Source organism: Streptomyces sp. iso_384, assembly GCF_056172905.1.
The window spans coordinates 4,459,135-4,480,644 of sequence record NZ_JBWBTT010000001.1 but is presented as its reverse complement, the minus strand read 5'-3'; the positions used below and the strand labels follow the sequence as shown (position 1 = coordinate 4,480,644).

The 21,510-nt window shown below is 71.0% G+C and carries 19 protein-coding genes; 11 read left to right on the top strand and 8 right to left on the bottom strand.

What is annotated here, in order from left to right:
- Positions 1–125 precede the first annotated feature (125 nt).
- The gene (locus tag AC0VY3_RS20115; protein ID WP_475550199.1) at positions 126–1,334 is read left to right on the top strand and encodes a CapA family protein; all 1,209 of its coding nucleotides are present in this window, start codon (positions 126–128) and stop codon (positions 1,332–1,334) included.
- A 16-nt stretch (positions 1,335–1,350) separates the two neighbouring features.
- Here the strand turns inward: AC0VY3_RS20115 and AC0VY3_RS20110 are convergent, their stop codons facing one another.
- The gene (locus tag AC0VY3_RS20110; protein WP_103509140.1) at positions 1,351–1,812 is read right to left on the bottom strand and encodes a universal stress protein; all 462 of its coding nucleotides are present in this window, start codon (positions 1,810–1,812) and stop codon (positions 1,351–1,353) included.
- Between the two features lie 163 nt (positions 1,813–1,975).
- Here AC0VY3_RS20110 and AC0VY3_RS20105 point away from each other — a divergent pair, with 163 nt between their 5' ends.
- The gene (locus AC0VY3_RS20105; protein ID WP_103509141.1) at positions 1,976–2,818 is read left to right on the top strand and encodes a polysaccharide deacetylase family protein; all 843 of its coding nucleotides are present in this window, start codon (positions 1,976–1,978) and stop codon (positions 2,816–2,818) included.
- 75 nt (positions 2,819–2,893) lie between these two features.
- Here AC0VY3_RS20105 and AC0VY3_RS20100 read toward each other — a convergent pair whose 3' ends face one another.
- On the bottom strand, positions 2,894–3,556 hold the full coding sequence (locus AC0VY3_RS20100; protein WP_103509142.1) for a class F sortase: 663 nt from the start codon (positions 3,554–3,556) through the stop codon (positions 2,894–2,896).
- Between the two features lie 326 nt (positions 3,557–3,882).
- Here AC0VY3_RS20100 and AC0VY3_RS20095 point away from each other — a divergent pair, with 326 nt between their 5' ends.
- Positions 3,883–4,365: a hypothetical protein gene (locus tag AC0VY3_RS20095; RefSeq protein WP_103509143.1), complete on the top strand. Its 483-nt coding sequence runs from the start codon at positions 3,883–3,885 to the stop codon at positions 4,363–4,365.
- 91 nt (positions 4,366–4,456) lie between these two features.
- Here AC0VY3_RS20095 and AC0VY3_RS20090 read toward each other — a convergent pair whose 3' ends face one another.
- Positions 4,457–5,014, bottom strand: coding sequence for a hypothetical protein (locus AC0VY3_RS20090; protein ID WP_103509144.1), 558 nt, complete (start codon positions 5,012–5,014; stop codon positions 4,457–4,459).
- 184 nt (positions 5,015–5,198) lie between these two features.
- Complete coding sequence (locus AC0VY3_RS20085; protein ID WP_242739290.1) at positions 5,199–5,963, bottom strand: bestrophin-like domain; 765 nt, start codon at positions 5,961–5,963, stop codon at positions 5,199–5,201.
- A gap of 803 nt (positions 5,964–6,766) precedes the next feature.
- On the opposite strand from AC0VY3_RS20085, the gene AC0VY3_RS20080 reads away from it, so the two are divergent.
- From AC0VY3_RS20080 to AC0VY3_RS20070, 3 genes are all read left to right on the top strand, one after another.
- Complete coding sequence (locus tag AC0VY3_RS20080) at positions 6,767–7,732, top strand: SCO0930 family lipoprotein (RefSeq protein WP_103509147.1); 966 nt, start codon at positions 6,767–6,769, stop codon at positions 7,730–7,732.
- Positions 7,733–7,987: 255 nt separating this feature from the next.
- Complete coding sequence (locus AC0VY3_RS20075) at positions 7,988–8,806, top strand: SAM-dependent methyltransferase (RefSeq protein ID WP_103509148.1); 819 nt, start codon at positions 7,988–7,990, stop codon at positions 8,804–8,806.
- Positions 8,803–10,977: a putative bifunctional diguanylate cyclase/phosphodiesterase gene (locus AC0VY3_RS20070; RefSeq protein WP_103509149.1), complete on the top strand. Its 2,175-nt coding sequence runs from the start codon at positions 8,803–8,805 to the stop codon at positions 10,975–10,977. Before AC0VY3_RS20075 ends, AC0VY3_RS20070 begins: the two co-directional genes overlap by 4 nt.
- A gap of 124 nt (positions 10,978–11,101) precedes the next feature.
- Here the strand turns inward: AC0VY3_RS20070 and AC0VY3_RS20065 are convergent, their stop codons facing one another.
- The gene (locus AC0VY3_RS20065) at positions 11,102–11,998 is read right to left on the bottom strand and encodes a LysR family transcriptional regulator (RefSeq protein ID WP_103509150.1); all 897 of its coding nucleotides are present in this window, start codon (positions 11,996–11,998) and stop codon (positions 11,102–11,104) included.
- Positions 11,999–12,095: 97 nt separating this feature from the next.
- On the opposite strand from AC0VY3_RS20065, the gene AC0VY3_RS20060 reads away from it, so the two are divergent.
- From AC0VY3_RS20060 to AC0VY3_RS20050, 3 genes are read left to right on the top strand one after another with little or no spacing between them, the layout of a single operon-like run.
- Positions 12,096–12,800 carry a succinate dehydrogenase gene (locus AC0VY3_RS20060; protein ID WP_103509151.1) on the top strand — a complete coding sequence of 235 codons (705 nt, stop codon included), beginning with the start codon at positions 12,096–12,098 and terminating at the stop codon, positions 12,798–12,800.
- 1 nt (position 12,801) lies between these two features.
- Positions 12,802–14,751 carry a fumarate reductase/succinate dehydrogenase flavoprotein subunit gene (locus AC0VY3_RS20055; protein WP_103509152.1) on the top strand — a complete coding sequence of 650 codons (1,950 nt, stop codon included), beginning with the start codon at positions 12,802–12,804 and terminating at the stop codon, positions 14,749–14,751.
- A complete protein-coding gene (locus AC0VY3_RS20050; protein WP_103509153.1) occupies positions 14,748–15,494 on the top strand; it encodes a succinate dehydrogenase/fumarate reductase iron-sulfur subunit in 747 nt (248 codons plus the stop codon). The genes AC0VY3_RS20055 and AC0VY3_RS20050 overlap by 4 nt, the downstream gene beginning before the upstream one ends.
- A 75-nt stretch (positions 15,495–15,569) precedes the next feature.
- On the opposite strand, the gene uvrA is transcribed toward AC0VY3_RS20050, so the two are convergent.
- Together uvrA and AC0VY3_RS20040 are read right to left on the bottom strand one after the other, a co-directional pair.
- Positions 15,570–17,993 (bottom strand): excinuclease ABC subunit UvrA, encoded by a 2,424-nt coding sequence (uvrA, locus tag AC0VY3_RS20045; RefSeq protein WP_475550198.1) that lies wholly within the window; start codon positions 17,991–17,993, stop codon positions 15,570–15,572.
- A 55-nt stretch (positions 17,994–18,048) separates the two neighbouring features.
- Positions 18,049–19,104 carry an MsnO8 family LLM class oxidoreductase gene (locus tag AC0VY3_RS20040; protein ID WP_475551708.1) on the bottom strand — a complete coding sequence of 352 codons (1,056 nt, stop codon included), beginning with the start codon at positions 19,102–19,104 and terminating at the stop codon, positions 18,049–18,051.
- Positions 19,105–19,171: 67 nt separating this feature from the next.
- Between AC0VY3_RS20040 and AC0VY3_RS20035 the strand changes: the two genes are divergently transcribed.
- Positions 19,172–19,660: a phosphatase domain-containing protein gene (locus tag AC0VY3_RS20035; RefSeq protein WP_103509156.1), complete on the top strand. Its 489-nt coding sequence runs from the start codon at positions 19,172–19,174 to the stop codon at positions 19,658–19,660.
- A gap of 18 nt (positions 19,661–19,678) precedes the next feature.
- Here AC0VY3_RS20035 and AC0VY3_RS20030 read toward each other — a convergent pair whose 3' ends face one another.
- A complete protein-coding gene (locus AC0VY3_RS20030) occupies positions 19,679–19,894 on the bottom strand; it encodes a dodecin (protein ID WP_103509157.1) in 216 nt (71 codons plus the stop codon).
- Between the two features lie 203 nt (positions 19,895–20,097).
- On the opposite strand from AC0VY3_RS20030, the gene AC0VY3_RS20025 reads away from it, so the two are divergent.
- A complete protein-coding gene (locus AC0VY3_RS20025; RefSeq protein WP_103509158.1) occupies positions 20,098–21,354 on the top strand; it encodes an extracellular solute-binding protein in 1,257 nt (418 codons plus the stop codon).
- Positions 21,355–21,510: the final 156 nt, after the last annotated feature.

Here is a 21,510-nt window from a genome sequence, read left to right as displayed (position 1 = left end):
GAAGGGCCGTCGGGGTCTGCCGGTACGACCAGTTCAGCTAGGTATGCGGCAATGCTCCTTGCTTATCCGATATGAAAATCTGTGTAGTCGGATGGTCCTCATCATCCGAACATGGAGTCGAGCAGATGACGCAGCGCATCCGACCGGGCGCCGTGGCCGCCCTCGCCCTTCTGCTCGCCGCGGCCACCGGCTGCACCGGCCAGCAGCACCCGGCCCCCGCACCGAGCGGACCGCCCGCCGCCGCCCGGGGCGCGGGCGGCCAGGACGCCGACGGGCCGCGCCCGTTCACGCTGCTGGCCGCGGGCGACGTCCTGCCGCACTCCTCCGTCATCGACCAAGCGGCCGCCGACGCGGACGGAGCCGGTTACGACTTCGCCCCGATGCTGGCGGGCGTCGCCCCGGTCGTCTCCGGCGCGGACCTGGCGTTCTGCCATATGGAGACGGTGTACGGGAAGGAGGGCGGCCCCTACACCGGCTACCCGAGCTTCAAGTCGCCGCCCGAGGTCGCCGCCGCCCTGCGCGCCACCGGGTTCGACTCCTGCTCCACCGCCTCCAACCACACGCTCGACGACGGGGCCGAGGGCGTCTCGCGCACCCTCGGAGCGCTGGACGAGGCGGGGATCCGGCACGCGGGCTCCGCCCGTACGGCCGCCGAGGCCGCCCGGCCCACGATCCTGCCCGCCGGGCCGGGCAAGGGCGCGGCCAAGGTCGCCCACCTCGCGTACACCTACGGCACCAACGACATCCCGCTGCCCGCCGGCCGGCCCTGGACGGTCAATGTCACCGACGAGCACAAGATCGTCGAGGAGGCCCGGGCGGCCCGGCGCGCCGGGGCCGACGTCGTCGTCCTCTCCGCCCACTGGGGCACCGAATGGCAGGACGAGCCCGACGCACAGCAGCTGGAGCTGGCCCGACGGCTCACCGCCTCCACCGACCGGGGCCGCCCCGACATCGACCTGATCATCGGCACCCACGCCCATGTGCCGCAGGCGTACGAGAAGGTCAACGGCACCTGGGTCGTCTACGGCATGGGCGACCAGGTCGCCGGAGCGATGATCAACTACGAGGGGGCCCAGGACCCGCGCGGCAACCAGAGCTCGATGGGCCGCTTCACCTTCGCGCCGCCCGGGAAACCCGGTGAGCGCTGGACCGTGAAGAAGGCGGAGTTCGTGCCGCAGTGGTACGACACCGCCACCGGACGCGCCGTCAACCTCAACGCCTCCCTCGACTCCTCCGACGAAGGGGCCGAACACCTCCGCGAGATCCGCGACCGCATCCGTACCGTGGTGCTCGGCCGGGGAGCGAAGGGCGACGGGCTCGTCATGGGCAAGTAACGGTCGCCGGCGGGGCCTACGGCACCACGGTGACCGGCCAGCGCCCCGCCTTCACCAGGCGTACGGCCACCGAACCGATGAAGCGGTGCCCGGCCGACTCCGATGCGCCGACCACCACCGCGTCCGCCTTCAGCTCGTCGGCCGCCGTCACCAGGCCGTTGTAGGGGTCGCCCCGGAAGGTGTGGAACTCCCAGCGCATGTCCCACGCGTCACTGAAGCGCTCGGTCGCAGCGCGGATCTCGGCGGCCAGGTCCTCCGCGACCTCGCCCGTGGTGTCGCCCACCGGCACGCCCAGCGCGGCGCCCGCCGTCAGGACCGGCTGGACGTACACCAGCGCCAGCATGGCGTTCTGCCGCCGGGCGAGTCCGGCGGCGTAGGCCGCCGCGCGCATCGACGAATCGGAGCCGTCGAGCCCCGCGACGATCACCTTGGGGCCGTCCGTACCGCGTTCGAACTGATGAGGCTGCTGCTCTGTCACGGCTCCGAGGCTATCGGCTCGTCCGGAAGGCGCCGATGCGGGACGGCGACGGGCTCCGGGGAAGATGAACATACTGCGTCGATCGGGTACAAAACATTCGGCGTCCGTGTCGGCCTCCGTGTCGACGGCCGGAGCGGACGTCCGGCCGTGCGAGCAGTTGGCCATGAGAAGTGATCACACCGGACCCGAGCGCCGCACCCTGCTGAGGGTCGCCCTCGGCCTCGGAGCCGCCACCGCCGTGCATCTGATCGCCGCCGATCCGGCGTCGACGCCCAGCCGCCCCGCACGCACTCCGCCCCCCGCGGCCGCGGGGCCTCCCGGACAGGTCCGCGGCCGGCCTTCCCCGTACCGGCTCGACCCCATGACCGCGAACACCCCGCCCCGGTACAGACCGGCCCGGCCGCCCGTGCGCACCCGGCCCTTCGAGCACCTTCCCGAGCTCGGGCACTCGATGGTCCTCACCTTCGACGACGGCCCCGACCCGCGCTACACCCCGGGCATCCTGGCGACCCTGCGCGAGCACTCGGTCCGCGCGATGTTCTTCGTCTGCGGCGAAATGGCCGAAGGCAACGCGGACCTGCTGCGCGAGATGGCCGACGACGGCCATGTGGTGGGCAACCACTCCTGGTCCCACCCGCTGATCCCGAAGCTCTCGCGCTCCGCGATCCGCGACGAGCTGGGACGGACCAGCGAGGTGGTGGACCGGGCGCTCGGGACCGCGCCGCTGTGGTACCGCGCCCCGTACGGTGCGTGGAACCGCAACTCCTTCGAGATCGGAGCCGAGTTGGGCATGGAGCCGATGGCCTGGACCGTGGACACGCTCGACTGGAAGACACCGGGGACCGGCACGATCGTCCGCCGGGTGCTGGACGGCGCGGCGCCCGGCGTCGTCGTCCTCTCGCACGACGCGGGCGGCGACCGGTCGCAGAGCGTCGCGGCCCTGCGCCGCTATCTGCCCCGGCTGCTGGACTCCGGCTACCGCATCACGGTGCCGCACCGCGTCTGAGCCCGGGAGCGCCCGCTCGCTCATGGCTGTGCCCCCGGCGGACCGCCGGGGGCGCGCCATGGAGGGAGCTTCGGGTCAGCGGGTGTCGACCAGCCGTGCGAAGACCACCACGTTGCCGTCGTAGCCGCCGGCCTTGGAGTAGCCGCCGCCGCAGGTGATGACCCGCAGCTCCGCGTGGCCGGTGTCACCGTAGACCCGGGCGCCGGGGAAGTCGTTCTTGGAGAAGACCTCCACCCCGTACACCTCGAAGATCCCGACCCGGCCGTCGTAGCGGGAGACCTCGACGCGGTGGCCCTTCTGGAGCGAGCCGAGGCCGTAGAAGACCGCGGGCCCGGACATGTTGTCGACATGGCCGACGACCACGGCGGTGCCCTTCTGACCGGGGGCGATGCCGTTCTGGTACCAGCCGGCGAGGTTGGGGTCCTCGGCGGGCGGGGCGTCGATCCACCCGTTGGCGTCCAGATTGACGTCGATGATCGGGGCGTCCACGTCGATGGAGCCGATCTTCACGCGCGAGGCCGGGGCGTACGGCAGCGGCTGCACCGGCTCGCCCTCCACCGGCGGTCCCGCCGTGTCCTTGCCCAGGTCCAGCGAGGCGGCCGCGGCGGGCTGCGGCGGGCCCGCCTCCCCGAACTCCGTGCCGTTGCGCATGAGGGCGAGGCCGCTGAGCAGCACCAGGGCGATCGCACCCCATGGCACACGTCTGGTCCGCTCGGCGCCAGCGTAGTCCCGGCCCATGCTTCTCCCTTCGTCGCGACGCTGTGAACGCTAAGGGCGCCGGGTCCGGGCGGCGATCAGAGAGGGGCGAACGGGTGGCGGCCGGGTTGGGGGTCCACCGGATGACTGCCCATCGGAGTAATGAGCAGATAAAACTTCTGATGGTCTGTGACCTGCGGATCCGTCAGGTTCGAGGGTTTTCGTACGGCGTGTCGCGTCACCGGGGTGGAGCAGTGCCGAAGTGCGGGACGACGATCGGCTGGTGAGTGTTCGTCATGGGAGGCGTTCTCGTCGATCCAGCCCGGGGGACAAGCCCTCGGGGGCGTTTCCCGCTGGAGGTTCACACGATGCGTGCTTCACGCGCTCTCGCGGTCACCGCGACAGCTTTCGCGGCCGTCGGTCTCGCGGCCCCCATGGCCGTAGCCACCAATGGTCCGGTCAATGTCGCCGTCAACCCGCAGGCCGTCCACCAGGGCGGCACGCTCAAGGTCACCGCGCAGGGCTGCGGTCACGGCGGCAAGGTCTGGTCGAACGCGTTCCCGACGACCACTCTCTCGGCGGGCGACGGCACCAACTACGCCCATGCCCGGGTTCGTAACAACACCACGCCGGGGCAGTACCACCTCTCGGTGAAGTGCAACGACAACGAGCGGATCGCGACGCACAAGTTCACCGTGCTCGCCGGCAACGGCGCGCAGGGCGGGCTCGGCGGCACGATGGGCCCGAGCTCCGTGGAGATGCAGGTCGGCGGCGGTCTGGTGGCCGCTGCGGCCGTCGGCGGCGCGGTCTTCCTCGTCCGGCGCCGGCGGACGAGCCATGCGGCGTTCTAAGGCGTCGAACCTCCCGCCCGGCCCGATACGCCCGTCGCCCCGAGTCCTGGATCAGGACCCGGGGCGACTGTCGTGCGCCGCATGCTCGCGGTCAGTGGCGGCGGTCGGCGGAGCGGCGACGCGCGAAGTAGAGGGCGCCCGAGGCCGCCGCGACCACCAGGGCCGCGCCGGCGGCGACCTCCACCGTGTCGGTGGTGCCGGAGCTTCCGCCGAGGCCACCGCGTACGCCGCCCGGCACGAGGGCCGTCGAGCTGGCGGTCGGGACCGTGGTGGGGGTCGGGGTGGGGGTGCTCGTGGCGCCGCCGGTGATGGTCAGGTTGACGTTCCGGGACGTGCCCGTGGAGCCGCAGGCGAACGTCACCGCGTAGACGGCGCCCCGGCGGGCGTCCGTGTCGACGGTGGCGGTGGCCGTCGTGCTGCCGCTCGGGATGGTGACGGTGTCGAAGATGCCCGAGCTGACGGTCGTCTCGCCCGTGCAGCCACCGGCGCCGAGGGTGACCCGGCCGCCCGGTGCGATGACCGAGGGGCTGATCGTCGGATTGAACGTGCTGGAGGCCCCGTCCGGCGCGGCGAAGGCGGCGGACGGGGCCAGCAGCGTCAGAGCACTGGCGCCGAGCAGGGCGAGCGGTGCGACACGTATCGCGCGCATGGTGGATCCTCCGGGTTCCCCGAGGGGCAGCTGCGGAACCAATTTCCACATAGCAGGAAAAATGCACCTCGATGCCCGACACGCTAGGAGTGGTCCCCCCGGCCCGCGATCGGGGTCCGGCGAATGGGTCAGCGGTGTCCCCCGGCCGGCGCACGGAGCGCCTCACCGGCCAGGGAGCGGGCGGTCAGCGGACGGCCCCCGGGAACATGTCGAGGAATGGTTCGGCGGTGGCCGAGATACCCCGGCCGAAGGGTGCGTCGAAGTCCCAGATCAGGAAGAGCAGAAAGGCGATCAGGGCGCTGAACAGGCCCGCCAGGAGCAGTTCGCGGAAGGTTCTGCGGATCTGGAGGGTGAAGATCAGCCCCACGGTCACCAGCGCCCCGATGATCAGCCCGAACCAGACCACCCCGGGCATCGTCGCCCCGGCGTTCTGCCCCCGTGCACTGCGCGCGTCGTCGGCCGCCGCCACCTGGTCGACCAACGGCTGGTACGCCTGTCCCTCGTGGTCGGTCTTCGGTTCGTAGTCGGTGACGTCCGCCCGCACCCTGTCCAGCAACTGCGTACCGCGCTCGGTCAGCGTGTTCCGCTCCGACATCACCTTCCACTCGTCGTGGACGACATGGCTGACATAGGCGTCGACGTCCGCCCGGATACGGTCGCGGACCTCGGCCGGGTAGACGGAGGCCCGCGCCTGCACCTCGTGCAGCGCCTGCGCCTCGAGGCGTACGGATTCCTGGGCGGCGCTGCGGCCCTCCCAGACGCCGGCGATGGCGAGCCCCAGGACGATCGCGTAGACCACGCCGATCATCATCGTCATGTACTCGATGACGTCGGGCGTCTCGGACGGGTCGTCGTCGTCCCCGACGCGCCGGTTGTTCAGGACGGCGATGGTGAGGACGACCGCGCAGGCGGACGCCATGGCAATGCTCAGTACGAGCCATTCGGACATGCATCTCTCCTGGTCAGCGGGTTGACCGCGGCCGCAGTACGGCGACGGCGAACACCGCCGGGGCGGTGATGAGCAGCGTCAGGGACACCAGTGACGGCCCGCTCCTCGGCTGTTTGCGGATCGGTCTGCGGTACGTCGGCAGGGCGACGGCCCGGGGTTGCGGAGACTCGGTCCGCGCCGGGGGCTTCGGCGAGGGCGAGGGCGAGGGCTTCGGTGGCGGTGCGGGCGCCGCGGGCGCCGGGGGCGGCGGAGGTGGCGGAGGTGGCGGTTCCGCGACCACTGGTGGAGGCGGCGGCGGTGGAGGTGGTGGTGGAGGAGGCGGGGGAGGAGGTGGCGGTGGCGGTGGCTTCGGTGGGGGTGGTGGCGGAGGTGGCTCCGGCTCGGAGACCGCGACGCAGCCCCCGTCGCCCGCCACGGCGACCGAGGAGCCGCCGTCGCCCTGCCCGATCGAGGCCACCGCGCAGTTGTCGGCGGTCGCGGGCAGCGGTACGGCTGTCAGCCAGAGGAGTGCGGCGACCGTCGTGAGCCGCCCGATGCGTGATCCGTACACGGTCGGGAGCATGATCCACGCCGCCGCGGTACACGCGGTTCCGCCGGGTGATTCGCCTGATCGTGGGGATAATCGGCCATTCGTGTTTGCGCCCGTGTTCGCCTCCGTGTTCGCCCCGCGATCTTCGGCCGCCGAAATTCTTCTCGGTCCTCCTTTGAACGCGACCCTGTCGATGCCCCGTACCTAGGGCCATGAACGGCGCGGTCCCGCGCCGTCATCGGAAGCGATACGACGAAGCACCACGGGAGTCGACATGAACACCTGGCGCAACGCCTCGCTCGCGGTCACCGCCGCGGCTCTGTTGACGCTCACGACGGCGTGCGGTCAGGAGCAGGGAGACGCATCGCCCAACGGCCAGGCGGTGGGCAACGCCGCCCCGGCCCAGCAGCCCGCCGACAGCGGCTACGGATCGGCCGGCGGGGGCTACGGCTCCGGGGCCGACACGGAGGCGGCGGAACCGAAGGAAGCCGGTCAACTCGCTGTCCAGGACAGCAAGAAGCTCGGAAAGGTCCTCACCGACAGCGAGGGCTTCACGCTCTACCGCTTCGACAAGGACACCGCCAACCCGCCGAAGTCGGCCTGCGAGGGCGAATGCGCCAAGGTCTGGCCGGTGGTGGCCGCGGGCAACGCCACCGCCGCGGCCGGCACCGACGCCGACCTGCTCGGCGAGGTCAGCCGCGCCGACGGCACCAGCCAACTCACCGTCGACGGCTGGCCGATGTACCGGTACGCGAAGGACACCGCCCCGGGCCAGGTCAACGGGCAGGGCGTCGGCGGCACCTGGTTCGCCGCGGCCCCCGACGGCAAGAAGGCGGCGAAGAACGCCGACAGCGAGGGCGCGGCCGAACCGGCCGATCCCGCCGGTCTTTCGGTCCGCAAGGACCCGGAACTCGGCGACATCGTGGTGGACGGCCGAGGTATGACGGTTTACCGCTTCACCAAGGACTCCGCCTGGCCGATGAAGACCGCGTGCACGGGCGACTGCCTCAAGAAGTGGCCGGTAGTGGCCCCCATGGCCAAAAACGCGGTGGACGGTGTGACGACGAAGGGATTCGTCACCTTCGACCGCCCCGACGGCATCGAGCAGCAGACCATCGACTGCTGGCCCATCTACACCTTCGCGGGCGACGCCAAGCCCGGCGACACCAACGGACAGGGCGTCGGCGGCACCTGGTATGCCGTTTCCCCCGATTCCAAACTCGTCGGCGCTCCCAAGTAATCACGGGACCCGGCGAACCGTCACCCAGGAGCCCCAAGTAGCCCCGAATCACCGGGAAACGGTGACCGGAGTGCCGGTCCGTCGCTGTCCGCATACGCGCAGCGACGGACCGGCCGTTGTTGCCACCGGAGTGTGACCAATAACGGATCGCTAATTTCCGTTTCCACTCGCCCTCTTGGCGGTCGATCAGTAGCCTCTGGTCAACACTGACCATGAACATGGCCGGATCGCCGTGGCGACTTGTTGGAGACATCGATGGAGCGTCCCGCCTGGGCACCGCAGGGCATTGACATTTCGGTGCCGAGCGTGTCTCGCATGTACGACTTCTATCTGGGCGGATCGCACAATTTCGAGGTGGACCGGGAAGCCGCGCGCAAGGCCATGGAGTTCCTCCCGGGCCTTCCCAAGATCATGCAGGCCAATCGCGCCTTTATGCGCCGCGCCGTCCGCTACGCCGTGGCATCGGGCATCGACCAGTTCCTGGACATCGGCTCCGGCATCCCGACCTTCGGCAACGTCCACGAGGTCGCCCAGGCCGCCGACCCCGCGGCCAAGGTGGCGTACGTCGACCACGACCCGGTCGCCGTCGCCCACAGCCAGGCCGTGCTGGAGGGCAACGACCGCGCGGTGATCGCCGCCGCCGATCTGCGCAACCCCAAGGAGATCCTGGCGAACCCGCAGATCACCGGACTGCTCGACCTGGACCGCCCGGTGGCCCTGCTGCTCGTCGCGGTGCTCCACTTCATCGAGGACGCCGACGACCCGCGCGCCGCGGTCGCCGAACTGCGCGAGGCGCTGGCCCCCGGCAGCCTGGTCGTCCTGACCCACGCCTCGTACGAGGGCATCCCGCTGCCCAAGGAGGAGGCGGCCGGCACGGTCGGCGTCTACAAGAACATCCGCAACCCGCTGATCATGCGCTCGCGCGAAGAGATCGGTCAGTTCTTCGAGGGCTACGAGATGGTCGAGCCGGGGCTCGTGTCGATGCCCGCTTGGCGGCCCGACAACCCGCAGGCGCCTGAGCAGGAAGACCCGTACGCCTTCTCGGGCTTCGCAGGGGTTGGGCGCAAGGCGTGAGCATTCCCGCCCAGGCGTCCGGGGAGCCGGACGCGGAACCAGACGGCCCTGAAGGCCGGCTCCGGAGATTCGCCAGGATCTGGAGCCGGGCCATCTTCCCCCTGACCGCCACCTCCCTCACCCGGCCGGAGTTCGAAGAGCATCTGCTGCCCCTGGCACGCGAGCTGAACGGCATCCTGCACGCCCGCCCCTTCGACGCCTCGCCCGCCCAGCGGATCGGCGCGGCCCTGATCGACGCGCACTGCACCGACCCGGACGCCCTCAGCTCCACGCTCGGCGTCGTCGACTCCTACCTCGTGCTGTACTGCGGCGGCAACGGACCGGGACCGCTTTCCACCGAGGACGGCCGGGCCCGCTGCGCCCGGATCCAGCACACGCTGGCCGCCGGCTTCTCGGCGGCCCTGCGCGAGCGCACGCTCGCCGAGCAGGAGGCCATCGCCCGCTCGGCCCTGACCGCCCGCTCGCACGCCGAAGAGGCCCTGCACGCCACCGAGGCACGCTTCCGCGCGGTCTTCAAGGACGCGGCCATCGGCATCGGCATCGCCGACCTGGACGGCAACATCCTGGAGATCAACGACACCCTCACCAAGATGTTCGGCGGGCTGGAGCACCACGTCCGCAGCCACAAGGTGAACGAGTGGGTCCACCCCGAGGACTCGCCGCAGGTGTGGAAGTACTACGACGAGCTGGTACGCGGCGAACGCGACCACTACCGGGTCGAGAAGGCGTACTACCGCAACGACGGCACCGTCCTGTGGACCAACCTCACGGTCTCGCTGCTGCGGGACTCCGAAGGGCGCCCCGAGTACCAGCTCGCGCTGATGGAGGACACCACCGAGCGGCGGCTGCTGAATCTGCGGCTGCGCTACGAGGCCACCCACGACGCGCTCACCGGACTGCCCAACCGGACCCTGTTCTTCGAACGTCTGGAGAAGGCCCTCGCCGCTCGGGAAGGCATCCGCTTCGGCCTCTGCTACCTGGACCTCGACGGTTTCAAGGCCATCAACGACAGCCTCGGACACGCGGCCGGCGACCGGCTCCTGGTCGAGATCGCGGACCGGCTGCAGAGCTGCGCGCCCGCGACCGGCGAGATGGTCGCCCGGCTCGGCGGCGACGAGTTCGTCGCCCTCACCACCGGACCGGACACCGCCGACCAGGTGGACGAACTGGCCGGCCGCATCCTGAACGCGCTCGCCACCCCCATCCGCCTCGACGGCCGTGAACTGACCGTCCGCGGCTCGATCGGCGTCGTCGAGGGGCCCTCCGGGGAGCGCAGCGCCGCCGAGGTGCTGCGCAGCGCCGACATCACGATGTACCGGGCCAAGGCGGCGGGCGGCAATCGCTTCCAGCTCGCCGACGCGGAGGCCGACGCGCGTGCCATCACCCGGCACGGGCTGACCACCGCGCTCCCGGCCGCCCTGGACCGGGGCGAGTTCTTCATCGAGTACCAGCCGCTGGTGCACCTGGGCGACGGCACCGTGCACGGCGCCGAGGCGCTCGTACGGTGGTGCCATCCGCAGCACGGCGTGCTCGGCCCCGACCGGTTCATCCCGCTCGCCGAGCACACCGGGCTCATCGTGCCGCTCGGGCGCTGGGTGCTGGAGGAGTCCGTACGGCAGGCGAACTTCTGGCAGGAGCGGCACAGCGACGGAGGCCCGCTGCGGATCAACGTCAACCTCTCGCCGACCCAGCTGCACCACCCGCGCCTGGTCGCCGAGACGGTCGATGTGCTGGAACGGTCCGGTCTCGAGCCGGGAGCGCTCTGCCTGGAGGTGACCGAGTCCGCGCTGATCGGGGCCGACGACGATCTACTCAAGCCGCTGCGGCAGCTCGCGGAGATGGGCGTGGACATCGCGCTCGACGACTTCGGCACCGGCTACTCGAACCTGGCGAACCTGCGGCGGCTGCCGGTGAGCGTGCTCAAGCTGGACCGTTCCTTCACCCGGGGCATGCAGCAGCACCCGGCGGACCCGGTCGATCTGAAGATCGTCGAGGGCATCGTGTCGCTGGCCCACAGTCTGGAGCTGGCCGTCACGGTGGAGGGCGTGGAGACGGGCGCCCAGGCCGAGCAGCTGCGCCGGCTCGGCTGCGACACCGCGCAGGGCTGGTACTACGCCCGCCCCGGGGCCCCGGACCGCATCCACTCGCTGCTGCTGGCGGACGCGGTCTGACCTTCGCCGTCGCCGGGCGGGGACAGGCCGCCCGGCAGACCGCGTACAGCGGACCGCCCGCCCGGTAGCCGTCCGCCGGACCGTCCGCCCGGCAGACCGCGTACGTACCCGGCCCGTCGCCAGGTCAGCGGGTGTCCGGGCCGTGCTCCAGCAGCATCCGCTGGAGTTCACGCGCGGCCCGGGGCGGGGCCACGTCGCTGCGGTGCGCCAGCGCGATCGTGCGCCGCAGCCCGGCTCCGGCCAGCGGAGTCCTGCGCAGATCGGGGCCCGCGCGCCGGGCCGCCATGCTCGGCACCACGGCGATGCCGAGCCCCGCCCGTACGAAACCGAGCACCGCGTCCATCTCGCCGCCCTCGACGGTGAACGAGGGCTCGAAGCCTTCCGCGCGGCAGGCGGCGAGCGTCAGCTCCCGCAGGTTGTACCCGTGCCGGAACATCACCAGCGGCGCCCCCTCCAGATCCGCGATCCGGACCCGGCCGCCCCGCCCCGGCGCCGGCTCCGCCGCCGAGGACACCACCACCAGGTCCTCGTGCAGCAGCTCCACCGTGGTCAGCGCGGGGGAGGCGGCCGGCAGCGGCAGCACCACCAGCGCCAGGTCCAGGGTTCCGCGCGCCAGCTGACGCACGAGGTCGTGCGAGCCGCCCTCCTCCAGCAGCAGCCGCACCCCCGGATGCCGGTCGTGGAAGGCCCGCAGCACATCCGGGAGCAGCCCGGTGCACAGGCTCGGCGTCGCCCCCAGCCGCACCCGGCCGCTGCGCAGCGAGACCAGCTCCTGGACCTCCTGCCGCGCCGTCTCCGCGTCCGCGAGGATCCGGCGGGCCAGCGGCAGCAGCGCCTCGCCCGCGTCGGTGAGGGCGATGTTGCCCCGGGCCCGGCTGAACAGATCCGCGCCCAACTCCGTCTCCAGCGAACGGATCTGCTGGGAGAGCGAGGGCTGCGAGACATGCACCGCCTCGGCGGCCCGGGTGAAGTGCCGGGCCTCGGCGACGGCCACGAAGTAGGTGAGCTGTTGGAAGTGCATGGGCCCGACGATAACCTCTGTCGATAGCCATTACCTATGGAGATAAGCTGGTCCATGTCTTGGACTGATCGGACCCTTCGCCCCTACCGTCAGGTTCATGGCATTGGCAACGCGGACGGACCGACGGCCGTCGATGACGCGTACGCTCTGGGACTCGACCGTCGGCAAGAAAACGATCATGGCCGTGAGCGGTCTGATCATGCTCGGGTACCTCGTCGCCCACATGGTGGGGAACCTGAAGATCTTCTTCGGACCCGGTGAGTTCGACGGCTACGCCCACTGGCTGCGCACCATGGGCGAACCGGTACTGCACTACGAGTGGGCGCTGTGGCTCGTCCGAGTGGGGCTGGTCGCGGCCGTCGTGCTGCACGGCGTCTCCGCGTACCAGCTGAGCCGGCGCGACATCAGGGCGCGCCCGGCCAAGTACGTCCACAAGAGGCCACGGGCCAGCTACGCCACCCGGACCATGCGCTGGGGCGGGATCATCCTCGCGCTCTTCATCGTCTGGCACATCCTCGACCTGACGACCGGCACCGTCCACACCAGCTTCGAGGCCGGACACCCGTACCAGAACGTCATCGACACCTTCTCGACCTGGTACGGCAACGTCATCTACATCGTCGCGGTGCTCGCCGTGGGCCTGCACGTCCGGCACGGCTTCTGGAGCGCCGCGCAGACCCTGGGCGTCGGCAACGCGACCCGCGACCGCATCCTGAAGACCCTCGCCAACCTCCTCGCGGCAGTGCTGACCCTGGGCTTCATCTCCGTACCCGTCGCCGTCATGACCGGAGTGGTGAGCTGACATGCCCGACTACACGCAGTACCGCACGGGCGAGCCCGCCGTCGACACCAAAGCCCCCGAGGGGCCCGTCGCCGAACGCTGGGACACCCGCCGCTTCCAAGCGAAACTCGTGAACCCCGCCAACCGTCGCAAACACACCGTCATCGTCGTCGGCACCGGGCTGGCCGGCGGCGCGGCCGGCGCCACCCTCGCCGAACAGGGCTACCACGTCGTCCAGTTCTGCTTCCAGGACTCGCCCCGGCGCGCCCACTCGGTGGCCGCCCAGGGCGGCATCAACGCGGCGAAGAACTACCGCAACGACGGCGACTCCATCCACCGGCTGTTCTACGACACCGTCAAGGGCGGCGACTTCCGCGCCCGGGAGTCCAACGTCCACCGGCTCGCGCAGATCTCGGTGGAGATCATCGACCAGTGCGTCGCCCAGGGCGTGCCCTTCGCCCGCGAGTACGGCGGCCTCCTCGACAACCGCTCCTTCGGCGGTGTCCAGGTCTCGCGCACGTTCTACGCGCGCGGCCAGACCGGTCAGCAGCTCCTCCTCGGCGCCTACCAGGCGCTGTCCCGGCAGATCGCCACCGGCGGCGTCGAACTCCACGCCCGTACCGAGATGCTGGACCTGATCGTGGTGGACGGAAAGGCGCGCGGCATCGTCGCCCGCGACCTGGTCACCGGGAAGATCGACACCTACTTCGCGGACGCGGTCGTCCTGGCCACCGGCGGCTACGGCAACGTCTTCTATCTGTCGACCAACGCCATGAACTCCAACGCCACCGCGATCTGGCGGGCCCACCGGCGGGGCGCGTACTTCGCCAACCCCTGCTTCACCCAGATCCACCCCACCTGCATCCCGCGCACCGGCGACCACCAGTCCAAGCTCACCCTGATGAGCGAGTCGCTGCGCAACGACGGCCGCATCTGGGTGCCCAAGGCCGAGGGCGACACCCGCCCGGCCAACCAGATCCCCGAGGACGAGCGCGACTACTACCTGGAGCGCATCTACCCCGCTTTCGGCAACCTGGTGCCCCGCGACATCGCCTCCCGCGCCGCGAAGAACGTCTGCGACGAGGGGCGCGGCGTCGGTCCCGGCGGGCAGGGCGTCTACCTGGACTTCGCCGAAGCCATCCAGCGCATGGGCCGCAAGGCCGTCGAGGCCAAGTACGGCAACCTCTTCGACATGTACCAGCGGATCACCGACGAGGACCCCTACACGGTCCCGATGCGGATCTACCCCGCCGTGCATTACACGATGGGCGGCCTCTGGGTCGACTACGACCTCCAGACCACCATTCCCGGCCTCTTCGCCATCGGCGAGGCCAACTTCTCCGACCACGGGGCCAACCGGCTCGGGGCCTCCGCCCTGATGCAGGGCCTCGCCGACGGCTACTTCGTCCTGCCCTCCACGATCAACGACTACCTCGCCCGCAATCCGCACACCGAGGACGTCGACGCCGAACACCCCGCCGTCGCCGAGGCGGTGGCGGAGACCGAGGACCGCATCAACCTGCTGCTCTCCGTCGACGGCGACCGCACCCCCGACTCCTTCCACCGCGAGATCGGTGAACTCATGTGGGAGTACTGCGGGATGGCCCGCACCGAGGACGGCCTGCGCAAGGCGCTGGCGAAGATCCCCGAGATCCGCGAGGAGTTCTGGCGCCGCATCAAGGTCCCCGGTACCGGCGAACAGTTCAACCAGTCGCTGGAGAAGGCGAACCGCATCGTCGACTACCTGGAGCTCGCCGAGCTCATGTGCCTCGACGCCCTGCACCGCGCCGAGTCCTGCGGCGGCCACTTCCGCGAGGAGTCCCAGACCCCGGACGGCGAGGCCGAACGGCGCGACGAGGAGTTCTCCTACGCCGCCGCCTGGGAGTTCACCGTCACCGGCGGCGCCCCCGTCCTGCACAAGGAAGACCTCGTTTTCGAGTACGTCCACCCCACCCAGCGGAGCTACGCATGAAGCTCACCCTGCGCGTCTGGCGTCAGCGCAACGCCGAAGAGCCCGGCGCCATGGCCACCTACGAAGTCGACAACATCTCCGCCGACATGTCGTTCCTGGAGATGCTCGACACCCTCAACGAGGAACTCACCCTCGCCGGGGACGAGCCCGTCGCCTTCGACCACGACTGCCGCGAGGGCATCTGCGGCGCGTGCAGCCTCGTCATCAACGGCGACGCCCACGGCCCGGAGCGCACCACCACCTGCCAGCTCCACATGCGGTCCTTCGCCGACGGCGACACGATCGACATCGAGCCCTGGCGGGCCTCCGCCTTCCCGGTCATCAAGGACCTGGTCGTGGACCGCTCCTCGTTCGACCGGATCATCCAGTCCGGCGGCTACATCTCCGCCCCCACCGGCACCGCCCCGGACGCCCACGCCACCCCGGTGCCCAAGCCGGACGCCGACTTCGCCTTCGAGCACGCCGAGTGCATCGGCTGCGGAGCCTGCGTCGCCGCCTGCCCGAACGGCTCGGCGATGCTGTTCACCTCGGCGAAGGTCAACCACCTCAACGTCCTGCCGCAGGGCGCCCCCGAACGCGAGACCCGCGTCCTGGACATGGTGGCCCAGATGGACGACGAGGGCTTCGGCGGCTGCACCCTGACCGGCGAGTGCGCCACGGCCTGCCCCAAGGGCATCCCGCTGCCCTCGATCGCCGCGATGAACAAGGAGTGGCTGCGGGCGACCCGTAAGGTCCGCCGCTGACCGAGGAGCTGATCCCGTACGGCTCCGAAATCCCGCGAGCCGTACGGGATCAGCGGCGTACCACCCCGCGTGCGATCAGCGCCGCAGCGCCTCCGCCAGATACGGCGCCGTGCGGCTCGCGGCGGCACGCGCCACCTCCGCCGGAGTGCCGGTCGCCACGATCCGCCCGCCCCGGTCCCCGCCCTCGGGCCCCAGGTCGATGACATGGTCCGCGCCCGCCACCACGGCCATGTCGTGCTCCACGACCACCACGGTGCTCCCGCCGTCCACCAGCGCGTGCAACTGCCGCATCAGCACCTCCACATCGGCCGGATGCAGCCCCGTCGTCGGCTCGTCCAGCAGATACAGCGTGTGCCCGCGCCGGGTGCGCTGGAGCTCGGCCGCCAGCTTGATGCGCTGCGCCTCGCCGCCGGACAGCTCCGTGGCGGGCTGGCCGAGCCGCAGATACCCGAGCCCGACGTCCAGCAAAGTGGTCAGCGCACGCTCGGCGGCCGGCGTCCCGGCGAAGAACGAGGCCGCCGACTCCACGGTCAGATCCAGGACCTGAGCGATCGTCAGTCCGTCGAGGGCAACCTCCAGGGTCTCCGGGTTGTAGCGCGCGCCGTGACAGTCCGGGCAGGGCGCGTAGGTGCTCGGAAGGAACAACAGCTCCACCGAGACGAAGCCCTCGCCCTGGCAGGTCTCGCACCGCCCGCCGCTCACGTTGAACGAGAACCGCCCCGCGCCGTAGCCGCGCTCCCGCGCCTTCTCCGTCTGCGCGAAGAGCTTGCGTACCGCGTCGAACAGGCCGGTGTACGTGGCCAGATTGGACCGGGGCGTCCGGCCGATGGGCTTCTGGTCGACCTGGACGAGCCGGTCCACCGCCTCCAGGCCGGTGGCCTCCGCGCAGTACCGCTCTGCCGCTCCGGGCTCCTCGCCCGCCTGCCGGTCCGCCAGCACTCCGGCGAGCACCTGGCCGACCAGGGTCGACTTGCCCGAGCCGGACACCCCGGTCACCGCCGTGAACACCCCGAGCGGGAACGCCGCGTCGACGCCCCGCACATTGTGCCGCTCCACGCCGCCGAGCCGGAGCCACCCGGACGGCGTACGCGCCTGGCGCACCGGCCCGTTTTCCTGGCCGCCCGCCGGGAACAGGAAGCGGCGCGTCGCCGACTCCGGGACCTGGGCGAGCCCCTCCGGCGGCCCGCTGTGCAGCACCCGCCCGCCGTGCTCCCCGGCCAGCGGGCCCACGTCCACCAGCCAGTCCGCCCGCCGCACCACATCCATCTGGTGCTCCACCACGAAGACCGTGTTCCCGGCCTCCTTCAGCCGCCCCAGCACCCCGAGCAGCGCCTCGGTGTCCGCCGGGTGCAGCCCGGCCGACGGCTCGTCCAGGACATAGACGACGCCGAACAACCCCGACCGCAACTGCGTGGCCAGTCGCAGCCGTTGCAGCTCACCGGAGGACAGGGTCGGGGCCGTCCGGTCCAGGCTCAGATAGCCGAGCCCCAGCTCCGTCACCGTCCCGATCCGCGCCAGCAGATCACCCGTCAGCACCCGGGCCGTCTCCTCACCGCCCGCCCCCGCGCCGGACAGCACCTCGGCCAGCGCGGACAGCGGCAGGCCGGCCAGCTCCGCGATGGTCCGCCCGGCGAAGGTCACCGCCATCGCCTCGGGCCGCAGCCGGCTCCCACCGCACACCGGACACGGGGCGCTGGTCAGGAAACGCTCCGCCTTCGCCCGCAGGGACCGGCTCTTGGTGTCGGCGAAGGTGTGCAGCACATAGCGCCGCGCACTCATGTACGTACCCTGGTAAGGGCGTTGGATCCGGCCCGCGTCCCGTACCGGATGCACCGTCACCACCGGCTGCTCGTCGGTGAACAGGATCCACTCGCGGTCCTTCGGATCCAGCTCACGCCACGGCCGGTCGACGTCGTACCCCAGCGCGTCCAGCACATCGCGGAGGTTCTTGCCCTGCCAGGCCCCCGGCCACGCGGCGATCGCCCCGTCCCGGATCGACAGCGACGGGTCCGGGACCAGCAGCTCCTCGTCCGTCCGGTGGATCCGCCCCAGCCCGTGGCACTCCGGGCACGCGCCGACGGCGGTGTTGGGCGAGAAGGAGTCGGAGTCCAGCCGCTCGGCCCCCGGCGGATAGTCCCCGGCCCGGGAGAAGAGCATCCGCAGCGAGTTGGAGAGCGTGGTGACCGTCCCGACGGACGACCGGGTCCCCGGCGCGGAGCGCCGCTGCTCCAGCGAGACGGCGGGCGGCAGCCCGGTGATCTCCCCGACGGCCGGTGCGCCCACCTGATGGATCAGCCGTCGCGCGTACGGGGCGACGGACTCGAAGTAGCGGCGCTGGGCCTCCGCGTAGAGGGTCCCGAAGGCCAGCGATGACTTCCCCGACCCTGATACGCCCGTGAAGACGGTCAGGGTGTCGCGCGGGATGTCGACCTGTACGTCCTTGAGGTTGTGCTCGCGGGCGCCGCGCACGCGGACGTACGGATCGTGGGGGGAGGGCATGGGGCTCGGCTCCGTACGGGTGGGGTTCTGACGCCATGGGACAAACAGTTCGATTCTAGGCGTCGGAGCCGACGGCGGCCGCCCGGGATCCGGCGACCACGCCTCGGGTGGTGCGGGCAGCGCGGGCGATCCGGGCGAGTCGCCGCAGCGAGTCCGTCAGCGCCTCGCGGTCGTGCGTGCTGGTGGTGACGAGCACCTCGTCCGCCCCGGTCTCCGTGATCGCCTTCTCCAGCTGCTCGGCCACCTGGTCCTCGGTGCCGTGGATATGGCCGTCGAGCCCCTGCTCGTACAGTCTCCGCTCCTTGGCCGTCATGGTGAGGGCCTCGACGCGTTCGGCCGGGGCCAGCGGCGGAAAGTCGCCGTGCGTACGGGAGTACGCCATGGCCCACGCCTCCGGTACGAGCAGCCGGCGGGCCGCCTCCTCGGTGCCGGCGACGGCCACCGTGCCCGCGACGATCACCTCGGGCCGCTCGGCGCGGGCGGAGGGCCGGAAGTCGCGGCGGTAGACCTCGATGGCGCGCAGCACCTTCTCCCGGCCGCGCAGATCGCCGATGACGAGCGGGAGCCCGGCGGCCGCGGCGACGGCCGCGCCCTCCCCGATCGCCAGGACGTACGCGGGGATGTGCAGGCCCTCCGCCGGATGGGCGTGGACCCGGGGGTGGGCCTGCTGGGTGCCGTCGATCCAGCCGAGCAGTTCGGTGAGCCGTCCGGGGAAGTCCTCGGCGTCCTCCTTGCCGTGGCCGAGCGCCCGGCGTACGCCGTCGGTGAACCCCACGGAGCGGCCGAGCCCCATGTCGATCCGGCCGGGGAAGAGCGAGGCGAGCACCCCGAACTGCTCGGCGACGACCAGCGGCCGGTGGTTGGGCAGCATCACCCCGCCGGTGCCGACCCGGATGGTGGAGGTCGCGGCGGCGACGGCGGCCGCCAGCACCGTCGGCGCGGAGCCCGCGACCCCGGGCACACCGTGGTGCTCGGAGACCCAGAAGCGGTGGTAACCGAGCGCCTCCGCCTGACGGGCCAGGTCGACGGTGTCGCGCAGCGCCCGGGGCGCGTCGTGCCCCTCACGGGTGCGGGAGCGGTCCAGGACGGAGAAGCGGGTCGAGGCGATCACAGAGCTCACGCTCTGTTCAACGCGCTCGTTGCGCAGGGATTCCCGAGGCGCTTCCTAAGCTGGGGGAGTGAACGACGACGCACGGCCGCTGGCCGTTTTCGACCTGGACGGCACCCTTGCCGACACCGCCCACCGGCAGCACTTCCTGGAGGGCGCCAAGCGCGACTGGGCCGGATTCTTCGCCGCGGCCCCGGCCGACCCGCCACTCCCGGAAGGCGTACGGATGGTCCTCGCGAGCGCCGAGGAGTGCGAGATCGTCTATCTGACCGGCCGGCCCGAGCGGTGCCGTCGTGACACCGTGCGCTGGCTGAGCCGCCAGGGGCTGCCCGATGGCACGCTGTTCATGCGGCGCAACGAGGACCGGCGCCCCGCACGCCGGACGAAGCTGGACATCCTCCGGCGGCTGGGGCGGACGGGGCAGGTGCGCATGCTCGTGGACGACGACGCGTTGGTCTGCGATGACGCCGAAGTGGCCGGATTTACCGTGGTGCGGGCTCGCTGGGCCGACCCCTCGGAGGCGCTGAAGGACGCGCAGGAACGCGAGGGGCGTACCTGACCAGGCCGATCAGACTGATCAGGTGCTTTCGTCGAGCCTGAAGCCCACCTTCAGGCCGACCTGGTAGTGCGCGATTCGGCCATCTTCGATATGACCACGAACTTGATTAATCTCGAACCAATCGAGATTGTGCAACGTTTCCGCCGCTCTTGCGACGCCGTTCCGGATCGCCGCGTCGATGCCCTCCTCGGAGGTTCCTACGATCTCGGTGACCCGATAGGTATGGTTCGCCATTGTTTGTCTCCTCTCCAGTGACCACGTTGCCCCAATCCGTGAGGTCCCGCGAGGGGGCGGGCGAGGTGCATCGGGACGGGCACCCGCCTTGACCTACTGATTGGTCCATACCAGGATTCAGCCAACCACCCGTGCGAGCGCCGCCCGCAATCCCCCCACACCGGGTCCCGATTTCGTTGTGCCGTTTCGCAGAAGGTGACCACGTGAAGAACCGCATACTGGCCGGAGCCATCGCGCTCGTCTCAACCGTCGCCCTCGGCGGATGCGGCTATATATCGGGCTCGGGCAACGGTGACCGCACGGTGACGATCTGGCTGATGAAGGACAGTGTCTCGCCCGGTTTCCTGGACAAGTTCACCCGCTCGTACGAGGAGGAGAACCCCTCGATCGAGCTGGACTTCAAGATCCAGGAGTGGAGCGGTATCGGCCCCAAGGTCATCTCCGCGCTGGAGGGCGACGACGCCCCGGACGTGATCGAGGTCGGGAACACGCAGGTCGCGCAGTACGCGGAGAGCGGCGGCCTGCGCGATCTGACCCTGGAGTCGATGCGCGACCTGGGCAGCGAGGACTGGCTGCCCGGTCTGGCCCAGCCCGGCAGCATCAACGGCGTGCAGTACGGCATCCCCTGGTACGCGGCCAACCGCGTGGTGATCTACAACAAGGAGATCTTCGAGAAGGCGGGCATCGACTCCGTCCCGAAGACGCGCGCCGAGTGGATCGCCGACTCCGAGAAGCTCAACAGCGCGGGGAACCAAGGCATTTATCTGGCCGGTCAGAACTGGTACGTGCTCGCCGGATTCATCTGGGACGAGGGCGGCGAGCTCGCCGACGAGAACGGCGGCGACTGGCAGGGCGCCCTGGACACTCCGGAGGCCCTGGCGGGCATGGAGTTCTACCAGAAACTCCAGGCGCTCGGCGACGGCCCGACGGACGCCGACGAGGAGAAGCCCCCGCAGACCGACGTATTCGCCAAGGGCGACGTCGCGCAGATCATCTCGGTACCGGGCAGCGCCGCGCTCATCGAGCAGAAGAATCCCGAACTCAAGGGAAAACTCGGCTACTTCCCCATTCCCGGTAAGACCGCGAAAGCCCCCGGCTCGGTATTCACCGGCGGCTCCGACCTCATCGTCCCGAAGAACGCCGACGAGCGCAGCGCCGGCATCGCCGTCGTCAAGGCGCTGGCGAGCGAGAAGTGGCAGACGGAGCTCGCCCGGGGCATGAGCTACGTGCCCAACAAGCCGAGCCTCGCCCATGTCATCGAGGGCGACGAGGGCACCGCGGCGATGGCGGAAGGCGCCACCCGGGGCCGCGCCACCCCCAACTCGTCCCAGTGGGCCAGGGTCGAGGCGGAGAACCCGATCAAGCCCTACATGACGGCCGTGCTGGAGGGCGGCGACCCGATTCGTGAGGCCAAGGCCGCCTCCGAGCGGATCACCGCCATGCTCACCGGCAGCGGCTGACCCTGCCGGACGGCGAGCCCGGGACGCGGCGGCCCCGGCGGCACCGCGTCCCGGGTGTGCGCCGCGCAGAGGCTCGGCGGCCCCGGGCTAGGGCCTTTCGTTTGGATCAGGCCGGGCTCGCGGGGGCCGGCACGCACATCTGCGGCGTTGTCGTCA

What these genes read in the sequence shown, in the direction of transcription:
- AC0VY3_RS20080 (WP_103509147.1), top strand. Translation starts at nt 6,767, where the DNA reads ATGAACACCTGGCGCAACGCCTCGCTCGCGGTCACCGCCGCGGCTCTG.
- AC0VY3_RS20100 (WP_103509142.1), bottom strand. Translation starts at nt 3,556, where the DNA reads ATGGGCCGGGACTACGCTGGCGCCGAGCGGACCAGACGTGTGCCATGG.
- AC0VY3_RS20030 (WP_103509157.1), bottom strand. Translation starts at nt 19,894, where the DNA reads ATGGCGAACCATACCTATCGGGTCACCGAGATCGTAGGAACCTCCGAG.
- AC0VY3_RS20055 (WP_103509152.1), top strand. Translation starts at nt 12,802, where the DNA reads ATGCCCGACTACACGCAGTACCGCACGGGCGAGCCCGCCGTCGACACC.
- AC0VY3_RS20065 (WP_103509150.1), bottom strand. Translation starts at nt 11,998, where the DNA reads ATGCACTTCCAACAGCTCACCTACTTCGTGGCCGTCGCCGAGGCCCGG.
- AC0VY3_RS20105 (WP_103509141.1), top strand. Translation starts at nt 1,976, where the DNA reads ATGAGAAGTGATCACACCGGACCCGAGCGCCGCACCCTGCTGAGGGTC.
- AC0VY3_RS20060 (WP_103509151.1), top strand. Translation starts at nt 12,096, where the DNA reads ATGGCATTGGCAACGCGGACGGACCGACGGCCGTCGATGACGCGTACG.
- uvrA (WP_475550198.1), bottom strand. Translation starts at nt 17,993, where the DNA reads ATGCCCTCCCCCCACGATCCGTACGTCCGCGTGCGCGGCGCCCGCGAG.
- AC0VY3_RS20115 (WP_475550199.1), top strand. Translation starts at nt 126, where the DNA reads ATGACGCAGCGCATCCGACCGGGCGCCGTGGCCGCCCTCGCCCTTCTG.
- AC0VY3_RS20050 (WP_103509153.1), top strand. Translation starts at nt 14,748, where the DNA reads ATGAAGCTCACCCTGCGCGTCTGGCGTCAGCGCAACGCCGAAGAGCCC.
- AC0VY3_RS20095 (WP_103509143.1), top strand. Translation starts at nt 3,883, where the DNA reads ATGCGTGCTTCACGCGCTCTCGCGGTCACCGCGACAGCTTTCGCGGCC.
- AC0VY3_RS20085 (WP_242739290.1), bottom strand. Translation starts at nt 5,963, where the DNA reads ATGTCCGAATGGCTCGTACTGAGCATTGCCATGGCGTCCGCCTGCGCG.
- AC0VY3_RS20075 (WP_103509148.1), top strand. Translation starts at nt 7,988, where the DNA reads ATGGAGCGTCCCGCCTGGGCACCGCAGGGCATTGACATTTCGGTGCCG.
- AC0VY3_RS20090 (WP_103509144.1), bottom strand. Translation starts at nt 5,014, where the DNA reads ATGCGCGCGATACGTGTCGCACCGCTCGCCCTGCTCGGCGCCAGTGCT.